This is a genomic window from Chitinophaga sp., assembly GCF_036566945.1.
GTDB lineage: Bacteria > Bacteroidota > Bacteroidia > Chitinophagales > Chitinophagaceae > Chitinophaga.
On sequence record NZ_DATCVJ010000695.1, the window covers coordinates 1 to 1,629 of the forward strand.

Here is a 1,629-nt window from a genome sequence, read left to right on the forward strand (position 1 = left end):
TCGTAAATGAACTGATCAGTGTGTATAACAAAGCTGCCGTAGAAGATAAAAACAGAACCTCTGCCAACACCATGAGCTTCGTGGAAGAACGCCTGCGTATTGTAAGTACTGAACTTGGGCAGGCAGAAACACAGGTGGAACATTTTAAAACAGCAGAAGGCATTGTAGACATCGGAGAGCAGAGTAAACTATTTCTTGCCAGCGTACAGGAAAATGATCGTAAAATCAGCGAAGCTAACATGCAGTTGTCTGTACTGGATGCGGTAGAGAAATATGTGGATAGCCAGAATCCCGGGGGAAACATCGTTCCCGGCACCCTCGGTCTCTCTGACCCGGTATTGCTGGAACTGGTAACCCGGTTAACGGAAACAGAATTGCAACTGGACCGGCTGCGTAAAACAACCGGCGAAAACAGCCCGCTGCTGGCCAGTTTAAACCGGCAGTGTGAACGGTTGAAGCCCGCCATTAAGGAAAATATTGGAAGTCTGCGCGCTAATTTGCAGGCAGGCATGACGAGACTACAAGCGGAGAACAGCCGCAACATGGGCATTATCCGCAGCGTGCCGGGGAAAGAGAAGGCATTACTGGAAGTAAGCCGGCAGCAGGTAATCAAGAATAACATTTATACTTTTTTGCTGGAGAAACGGGAAGAAACAGCGCTGGCTTATGCCGCCGCGGTATCAGACAGCCGGGTAGTGGACGCTGCCGAATCAGCCGCCTATCCTTTCAGTCCGCAGAAACCGATGGTGCTGGCCATCTCTGTGCTGGCCGCGTTGTCGCTGGTAGCAGGATTTGTGTCGCTGAAAGATATGATGAACCGGGAAGTAATGTTCCGTGCGGATATTGAAAAAGTGACGACCGCGCCCATTGCTGCTGAAATTATGCATCACGACGGGAAAGATCCGGTAGTGATGAGCAATCACAGCAGAACCGCAGTGGCAGAGCAATTCAGGGCCTTAAGAACGGCACTGTCCTATATTGGATTGAATGGAGATCGCAAAACATTATTAATTACATCTTCTATTTCCGGCGAGGGCAAAAGTTTTATCTCTGTGAACCTGGCAATGAGTCTTTCACTCGCCAAAAAGAAAGTGGCATTGCTGGAATTTGATCTGAGAAAACCCATGATCAGTAAAATGTTGGGCATGCGTGTAGACCCGGGCCTCAGCAACTACCTGGTGGGAAAGGCTACGCTGCCCGATATTCTGCAAAAAGTAGGCGACAATGATTTTTTATATCTCTTGTCTGCCGGCATCATGCCTCCTAACCCCAGTGAACTTATTTTAAATGGCCAGCTGGAACACCTGCTGCAGGAGCTGAAAGAACGTTTTGATTATATCATCATTGACTCTGCACCGGTAGGGCTGGTAACAGATGCGAGGTTAATTGCTCCCTTCTGTGATGCGACCTTGTATGTGGTGCGCCATCAGCGTACACCAAAACATTATCTGAAACTGGTAGAAGAGTTGTATCAGAACAGGGAACTGGGAAGATTGAATATTGTATTCAATGGTATAAAACGACAAGGTGTAGCAGGATACGGGTATGGGTCCGGATATGGTGATATTAACGGATACGGCTACACGGAAGTTGTAAAGAAACCAGGCTTATTCAGACGCACGGTAAAGT

The 1,629-nt window shown here is 48.0% G+C and carries 1 protein-coding gene; it reads left to right on the forward strand.

The features are described 5' to 3' along the window. The coding region (locus VIP81_RS20975) for an exopolysaccharide transport family protein (RefSeq protein WP_331965816.1) at nt 1–1,629 on the forward strand (1,629 nt) is incomplete at both ends.